This is a genomic window from Mucilaginibacter sp. (genome assembly GCF_039921305.1).
Taxonomy (GTDB): Bacteria; Bacteroidota; Bacteroidia; order Sphingobacteriales; family Sphingobacteriaceae; genus Mucilaginibacter.
In genome coordinates this window covers 1-8882 of the sequence record NZ_JBDSCA010000038.1, presented here as the reverse complement: position 1 = coordinate 8882, position 8882 = coordinate 1, and the positions used below count along the sequence as shown (strand labels likewise).

General features: G+C 42.7%; 6 protein-coding genes. All 6 read right to left on the bottom strand.

Annotated elements, in window-relative coordinates; genetic code table 11:
• On the bottom strand, nt 1–894 hold an 894-nt coding region (locus tag ABIN91_RS10520; RefSeq protein ID WP_348051055.1), incomplete at its 3' end, for a serine/threonine-protein kinase.
• Nucleotides 895–905: 11 nt separating this feature from the next.
• A complete protein-coding gene (locus ABIN91_RS10515) occupies nt 906–1691 on the bottom strand; it encodes an FHA domain-containing protein (RefSeq protein WP_348051054.1) in 786 nt (261 codons plus the stop codon).
• Nucleotides 1692–1699: 8 nt separating this feature from the next.
• On the bottom strand, nt 1700–5800 hold the full coding sequence (locus tag ABIN91_RS10510) for an FtsW/RodA/SpoVE family cell cycle protein (RefSeq protein WP_348051053.1): 4101 nt from the start codon (nt 5798–5800) through the stop codon (nt 1700–1702).
• A 3-nt stretch (nt 5801–5803) separates the two neighbouring features.
• The gene (locus tag ABIN91_RS10505) at nt 5804–7234 is read right to left on the bottom strand and encodes a protein phosphatase 2C domain-containing protein (protein WP_348051052.1); all 1431 of its coding nucleotides are present in this window, start codon (nt 7232–7234) and stop codon (nt 5804–5806) included.
• A 96-nt stretch (nt 7235–7330) separates the two neighbouring features.
• Complete coding sequence (locus tag ABIN91_RS10500) at nt 7331–8281, bottom strand: hypothetical protein (RefSeq protein WP_348051051.1); 951 nt, start codon at nt 8279–8281, stop codon at nt 7331–7333.
• Between the two features lie 81 nt (nt 8282–8362).
• Nucleotides 8363–8882: hypothetical protein (locus ABIN91_RS10495; protein WP_348051050.1), on the bottom strand; the 520-nt coding region annotated here is incomplete at its 5' end.

Here is an 8882-nt window from a genome sequence, read left to right as displayed (position 1 = left end):
GTACTCTATTGCCTTTTGCAGTTCCATACCGTTCTTATACCTTGCTTCGGGGTGTTTTTCAAGGCAGCGGCTCACAATTTGCAATAACCAATCGGGTACCCGCATTTCATGCTGCCGCTGCTCCTCGCTCCAACTGGGTGGCAGGTTTCTTTTCCGTAGCTCCATCAGATCAGGAACGGGTGTTTCCATGTGCGATAGCATAACCGTGTTGCGGGCGGTCTCGCCATTATCCTGCAAGGGGAAAGGTACCTGACCTGCCAGTAACTCGTATAAAATTACCCCATAGCTGTAAATATCGGTCTGCAGAAGCATCTTCCCTTCGTTTTGCTCCGGTGCCATAAACTCTATCGCACCGGCGTGGCGCATACTGCTGCGCCGCTCTTCGTCGCTCATGATGGATAAACCAAAATCAAGCAGTACGTAATTGCCCGAGTGAACGTTGAATTTGATGTTATTGCTTTTGATATCGCCATGCTTTACACCTACACTATGGCAATGGCACAGCGCGCAAGCCAGCTGATCAGCCAGTTTGATCACCTCTTTGATCGTAAAGATCTTCTCATGGGGCGGTTTTAATAACTCTTCCAGATCGGGCCCTTCTATAAATTCCATTTCGATGAATGGGAAAGATCCGCTCTCGGTGATGCCTGAGTTGAGGATCTTTACTACATTGGGATTGGGTACTTCGTTTACCTTTTTAAGCTTTTCAACTTCGTTTAAAAAGTTGCGGTAGTTTTTATCGTCATTACTTTCGGTGTGAATGGGCGTGGGCAACAGTTTCACCGCCGTTATGATGGCTCCTATACGACGCCCTTTATATACCGAACCCTGACCTCCAGTGCGCATTGCACCCATGTTCTCTAATCCTTCGGTTATCGTAAATACTTTACTCATGCTACCAGCCACTATATTTCCGATTTATAACTGAATTCAAAAACCGCTGTCTCACCCAAAATAACCTGATCACCCTCTTCAAGGCGATGCCCGATATGTGTTGAGTTGAGCTTAACTAAATTTTCAGATGATGCCGATCTTATTTTGATCTTATTTGCAGGTGGGATACCGCCCTCATCGGCAAACAGCATAAAGCAACCCTCTTCGTTATTCCACTGTATATGGGCGTGCTGCCTGCTAATGTATTTATTGGCCTCGTTGGCACTATCTCCAGGGAAGGCGATATGATTCAGTCTAAAAAAACCATCTTCAACCTGCGCGCGCTTTTCCCGACCTATGTTGAGCTTACCATCTACGGATGAGATCGGATATTCCTTTTTTTCGGCTTCGCCATTCAGTATCCTCACAAATGCGGCACCTGTTTTTTGGATAGATTGATCTTTTGTCCGGATAAAAATAGCACAATTCAATCCACCCACTTTAATCGCTTCGGCAGGGAATTCGTTTAAAAAAGCGGTTTCTAATACCCAATTCGTTGGTAATCCCAAGTCAAAGTCATCGGCTATTTTTTGTATCTCATCTCTAAAACGATTATCCTCATCAACATACACAGCCGATTCATAAATATGTTTAGCAACGGAATCATCGCCAATGAACAAATAGATGCCCTTTATATTACGCCCTTCGCCGCCTTCAGCCTTTTGCAATTCATCCTTAATAGATCGCAGCAGTGCATCACGAACTCCCTTTACATCTTTGGGGCCTTTATTTTCATTTCTGTTAAATATATCAAACATGGCCATAGCTATCTATCATTACTGTTCAATTGATTTTTTGTTTCAACAACATCCGGCAAAATGCTTTTTATATACCCTTGCTTTAGCAACAACGGTATCACGTGCCGGCCAGCCAGTCTAACCGCGTCGGCCGATCCTTTGGTTGATTCTATGCGTACGCAAACAACTATATTACCCTCACTTTTGGCCATAGGCGCAAAAAACACGTACCAGCCGTCGTTTATCCCTTCACCTTTCCATATACGTTCGGGTGTTCCTGTTTTACCTGCAACACTAATACCCAATATTGGTTTTTTAGGCGCACTTTGCTCTATCATATATTGGGTGATCAGTTTTGTATATTGGGGATCATTGGCTAGTTTAATTGCGGCACTTGCAGGCTGATCTATTCCGCTTACATTCATTACAAATCTGTTAGCTAAAAGTTCGCCATTATTGGCAACCCCGCTTACCAGCCTTGCCACAGCGGCCGGCGTAGCTATCAGTTCGCCCTGCCCCCAAGCCATGCCGGATATACCTTTGGCCCTGGTTCGACGTATGTTATTCGGATCGTATCGCGGCCTGGTATTAAATTCCGTTTTGCGCCACAATTCGCGCCAGGTTTCTTCCTGCTTAACATTATTGGCGGGCCTGTTGTAAAAATAGCCGCCTACACCATGTAAAAACATTCCGGTTTTTAAATACAAAGTAGCCATATCCTCTTCCAGGTGTTCCTGGTTGGCTAATTTTATGAAATATACGTTATTGGATTTGGCTACTGCACGCTCTAAGGTAATTACGCCGGTTTCATCCGGCTCTATCCCTTTGGTACGTATCCGCTCGTAAGTGCTAACGGTAAATTTTTTATTAGCCGCTTCAAGTCCCAGTTTATTAAAGGATGCCATTGTAGTTAGCACTTTAGCTGTTGAGCCTGGTTGTGTAGCATAAGTAAACCCCAGATCTGTTGTTGTTACCCACTGTGATAGTTTATTTTGTTCGGAAATCGGCATAGTTAACTGATCCCAATTATTTACCGGTGGTAAGGGGTAAACTGCCGAAGTTAAAACATCGCCAGTTGAGGCTTGCATAATGACTACAGACACCCGGTTATCGTTTAATGAAGTATCGGTAGCTAATGACTGTTGGATATGAGTTTGTAGTCCGGCATCTATAGTTAGTTTTACATCGCGGTTTTGCTGTTTAAATGCCTGTACTTGTGCGCTGTTTATACCGGCAATAAGTAATGGCGCTAATGCGCTGTAATCTTTTTTACTTACCGTCATTTCTTTTACCCCGCGGGTTAAAAAACGATTTTCCTGGTAACGGCTGGCATGGGTGTTATAACTGATGCTGGGTAGCTTAAAACCCCTTAGCTCTGCCGCTTGTTCGTATTCGGCAAAATAGCCATTAGTACTTCCGTTAAAAATACCGGTGTTGGCATCACCCACCCAAAAAAAGGTTTGTTCTTCGAAAGGGTAATAACGATCTAAACGTTTGTGCATAGCCGAATCAAGATTGTAGTTACTTACCCCGGCGCTGTCCAATAATCGTTTTTGTTTTCTTATCAGTAGCGGATTACTGGTTGCCAAAATACGGCCTTGCCTATCATAAAGTGTACCGGCCTGTAGCCTGTTCATCAGGATGGCGATACGGGGATTGTAGCTAAACATCCGGGTACCGCTCCTATCGGCAACCAACGATGGTTTTACTATCCATTTACTGTTATCCAGCAGATAACGTGACACATTCACAGTAAGCAGCACAATACCAACAAGCGCAGCTAATAAAGCGGGCACCAGGTTTTTATCCTGCTGCTTGGTAAGGAAGCTCATTTGTACCGGAGTACCCCGAACTAATGAGGCTGAGAGCAAAAAACCAGCTGCTAAAAAATTAGCGACAAGGGATGAGCCACCATAGCTCTCAAATGGTAGCGAAACTCCGGATAAAGGCAATGCACCTGTTGAACCGCCCGCTATCAATATAAATTGCACAAATGTACAAACCCCAATACCGGCGCATAAGTAAAATAAAAAAGGTGTGCCCGTTTGCCGGCCTATAATGATGGCCCTGTTTAAATACAGCAAAAAAAGCACAAAAATGCAGGCAATACCTGTCCAACCAAATTCTTCGCCAATTGAAGGTAATATCATATCGGTGTGGGCTTCGGGTATAGTTTTGGCAAAACCCTCGCCAACTCCCTGGCCAGAAACACCACCGCTTGCCATTGCCCACAGGCCATTGGCAACCTGGTCACCACCATAAACCTCATTATCCCAGGCATTCTGCCAAATCGCTTTCCGGTCTGCTAAGCGTTGTATAGGGCCGGGTATCAGTTTATCCAAATGCGGAATTTTGTCAATAGTTAAAAACCCCGCGATAATAATCAAGGCCATTATTGCAGATTCGCTCAGTTGTTTTCGTTTGAATAAAAACACCAGCACCAGCATACCCGCTGTTAAGGCGGCAGACAGCCATACGTTTTTAAATATCCAGGTTACCAATACATAAAACACTACAGAGCTCGCCATTAAGGCAAAGTCGCCCCTGGAAAAAGAAAACAGTACGATAAAAGTAAAACAGATCACCATTGCCGGCCCCAGATCGCCCAGGATGAGAAAAAGGAACAGCGTGATACCAGTACCGATAACAGCAAAAGAAAAAAACGACCATCTCTTTTTTAAACTTGGATACTCACTGATAAATTTTTCGTTGGTTGCAAAAAAACCCGCCAGGAAAATAATGATAAGGTACTTAACGATCTCGCTCGGTTGAAAACCGAACAAATTAACTTTCACGCCACTTCCTTCGGGGCCGGTACCAAAACGTATGGTTAAAGCAAGCAGGGTAATGGCTACGATGACCCAGGGCCAGCCGTTAGCGGCTTTGCTGTTGCTTTTAAAAATGAACATCCGATAAAAACCGGAGTCGGTGGTAAAGCGGCGAAGGTTGAAGAGCAATAAAAACAACATGCCGCCAAATCCCATTCCGAGATAAATTAGTGAGTCTTTGGCAAGGAAACGATCACGCAATGGATCCTGAAGACTTAACATGGTTAAAAATGACACCCCTGTTAACACCATGATAAGAGGTAATATCAATTGGTCGGCTGTCGAAAATTTCCAGCTCAATAACAAGTGCATAACAACAAAGCATCCAAAAAAAACAAAAACGATTATCCGATACCAAAAGTTAAATTCCGACGGGGTACGAATAATGAGCGATTTTTCCTTCTTAAGTAAATTAAAATCGCGCGAAGACAGAAGCCGGAGCGTATGAGGCGCCTGAAAAAAATTAAACTGAACATCCTGCCGTAAATTCTCTGTACCGAGCGACCTGCCAAATTGGTAGCCGGGTTGTAAAGGCAATAGCTCAAACGCTTTTCCCGCAGGCAGATTTATAAAGCTATACACCCCCTCCGCATTGCTTCGGGCAAACGCGGTAAGTGATTGTAAATGCAGGCTTCCCTTTGCATCTGCAACATAAACCTTTTTGTATTCGTTGGTTTGCTCAACTTTAGTTTTGGTTTCATCGGCCTCTTGGTTGCTATAAGTACTATCTTGCGGCAATATCATTTGCAGCCGTACCAAAACTCCTGCAACGGGTATTGTTTTGTTGCGTATTTGGCCACTGATACTTTTATCTCCCAGGCCCACATCTGTAACGTTGGCTATTGCAGGTGGAGCATTTTTTTCCTGAATAAAACGTAGCGAATCATCGCCTGTATAACCAAGCAATGCCCGCGATACAATAACCCGTTGCTTAAATGATCTGCCGCCTTTTGTAAATGCCTCATCCGCGTTAACGTTATATTTACTTTTATTTAATTCTCCAATATTGTCAAATTTTCTTCCGGTTGTAATTCGCTCGGCTATTACGTTTTCAACCAGGTCAATATCATTCTTGTCTTCAAAATAAAAACCTTTTTCTAAAAGTTCCCTCATATTCTGTGCCGGTTTACCCGCGTTCAGGTTAACCATGGTTCCATCGGCAAGCCTGCGGTTTATATCGGCAAAGTTTCCTTGTATCACATAATACAGTCTGCCAAAAAACAAGGCCAGAACAATACCGGTAACCAACAAAAAGATGCGTTCTTTTGCCCGTGAAACCGAAATTGTGTTGTTCTGTTCCATAGGTTATTTAGATTGGATGGGTAAAGAGTCGGCCCTGAAACTTACAGGCAATAATGTTACACTGATAAATTTTTGGCTGGTGATTAGATGGCCATATTGAACTGGAACACCACAATTAAAAAACCGCACATTTTTTAACTTCAATACATTATTGCAAGCCACTATTGCCGTTTTAAAACCAGAAAAGGAGATACTATCTAAAACGATACTTTTACATGTGGGCAGGAAACTGAAAGCAATTCCGCTATTTGACGTGTCACTTTTAAATACAATATTTCCTTTAGCCTTGATCACGATACTGTCAGCATTAACCCGAATAGCCTGGGTTAAAATAATGGGTGACCTAAAAACAGAATCTGACAACACCAGAATATGCCCTTTGAGCTGATCTACACTTTGTTGAAGTTTGATCTCCTGATCGTTTTTAACTTTAGCTATTATTATCGTAGGCTTTGCTATAGGTTGGGCTGGCTGTGTCTTATTTAAATATTGCCATATTGTAGTCCCTAAAAACAGTAGCGTGAACAAGCTAAGTACAATCACCAGCGTTTTGTTTCCGGTTGTTTGGCTCACAGGTGTTTCTTTAGTATGCAAAACCTCTTGATTTTCGTTAGTTGTTAAAGTGGTGGTAAGCTCGGGTTTATTAACATTTGCTTCGGGCATAGTTGCGTTATGCCTGGCTGGTATTTTGTTGTTTTGAACAAGTACAACCGTAACGTTATCTTTTCCGCCTGCTTCGTTTGCGGCATCTATCAATCCGCGGCATTTCTCTTTTATTGAACCGGAACCCGTTATTATACTGAGTATCTTGTTCTTGTTGATCATATCGGTAAGGCCGTCGCTACATAGCAAAATCATGTCGCCGGGTAAAAATGGCGACTGGCCTGTTTCGATGTAATCGCTGTTTTTGCTCAACTGGGTTTCAAACCCTAAAGCTTTATTGATCTCGTTCCTTTTAGGATGCTTCATAGCGGCATCTTCGGTAAGCCGGCCAGAATCTTCCAAAAAGCCTACAAAAGATTGGTCATGGGATATTTTTACCAACGATTGATCGCGTACTAAATACAACCTGGTATCGCCTACATGCGCATAATAAAATTGATTGCGCTCCATATCGGCTATGGCCAGCGTGGCAACACATGCCATACTATCGTGCTGTTTTACACTTTGTTTTTCGGCGAGGATCTTCTCGTTAGCTAAACTAAAACAATCAACCAGCATCGGAATAATCTCGCCCGATGGTTTTTCAAGGCGCTTCAGGATAGATTCCCGTGCCAGCGCCGCGGCAACTTCGCCACCAGAATATCCGCCAACTCCATCTATTACACAGGCAATAACAAACTTACTGTTAACTTGTTGCTGAGCTATAAAAGCATCTTCGTTGTTTTGCCTTTGCTTCCCGGTATCGGTAATTCCAAAAAATTGATCAGCCATTAGGTTTGCGCGATTTTTTAATGTCGAAAAAATGGGTGGCTATTAAGCAAAGGCAAACCACAAATAAAGCTATTGATAAAATTTGCGACATACTCCCTATGATTTAAAAATATTAAGCCCAACAATGCCATTCAATAATATCCTTGAGTTAACCGGCAGCTCTACCCACGAAGGGGAATTGACATCACATCTTTCTAATTCGGTTTCGTTTAATATGGTTCGTTCACCAAATGATGCCAGGTAGAATTTTCCATCCGATTTGTTATAACGGATCTGTAAATGTGGAGAGTTAACCCACTCCGTAGGTATCTTAAATATATTGGAATCTTCCCGTTCCTCTTCATTACCAGAAACGATAATTTCGTCGTCTCGCATAATGTATTCTACCTTTTTGCCTGCAAATTGCTTTTCGGGCAAAATGGTTTCAAACCGGGCGAAGCTTTTTTGGGATGAATTTACGTCGTTAGCATCATCAAACTCCAGATCTTCAATATAAGGCAATTCGTAATATCCTTCGCTGTAATAGTTAAACCCTTTCAAAACTTCCTGACTAATATCAAATGTTTGGGCAATACCTGTTTGCCTTGGGATAAAGGTTACGCGCAAATTTTCTTCTTTTTTGTTATTGCCTGGCATCAGTTTACCAATAAAACCAATATCGCCACGGGCATAGTCGGGATGTGAAACCAACCTGAACACCCACTTTGAACTTGATGGCACAACAGTTTTACCAGTTGCTCTATATTGTTTCAAAAGTTCATAAAATTTTTTAACGGTTTCGTTAATTATAAGGCCAAATATACCCTGCTTATTATGCATAAATTCGGCATGATCCTCCGGATTGAAGCTGATGATATATTCGTGATAGAATACGATTCGACCAGCAAAAGAAAGTTCACGTATAGAATCGCCAAATTTAGCCACAACGTAGTTATAAACATCATCGGGCGTAAGTGCGTGGGCCTTTTTTGCGCCATCTGATTCCTCGTTAGTTAAAAACCAATCTTGTATGCCAATACGTTGCCAGATAGAAGTTTTTGCATCCATACACAAATAAAAAGGGATAATAAAATTATTAGTTTAACATACAATGGCGCACTATGTTTGCAATAAGGCATGCATAATATATTAATTTATGGTGGGATTGCTCTGTGTCGTATCTTCTTTCAAGCTATCCTGCTCAGTTTCGCCGTCTCTGTACATCTGTTCTTTTATAGCTCTTTGCACCGCCGAATCTATAGCTTTACGTTTTCTGATGTAGTTTAGGCTACGTTGCCGATCGGCCTGTTCGGCACTATCTGCTTTTGAGACCGAGTCTACCGGCTTCACCACAATGGTTTTAGGCGCTACAGCCGGTTTATTGAAAAAGGAATAACCGCTATATATCAGCAAAACAACCAGCAAGGTCATTAGTATAGCAAACATTGTAGTTGATAACCGTATGCCATCGGCTTCTTGTAATGGGTAAGAAGGAACTTGTTCTTGTTCAATCTCGATAAGGGGCGGTGCTAGCGAGGGGCCGTACTCTATTGCCTTTTGCAGTTCCATACCGTTCTTATACCTTGCTTCGGGGTGTTTTTCAAGGCAGCGGCTCACAATTTGCAATAACCAATCGGGTACCCGCATTTCATGCTGCCGCTGCTCCTCG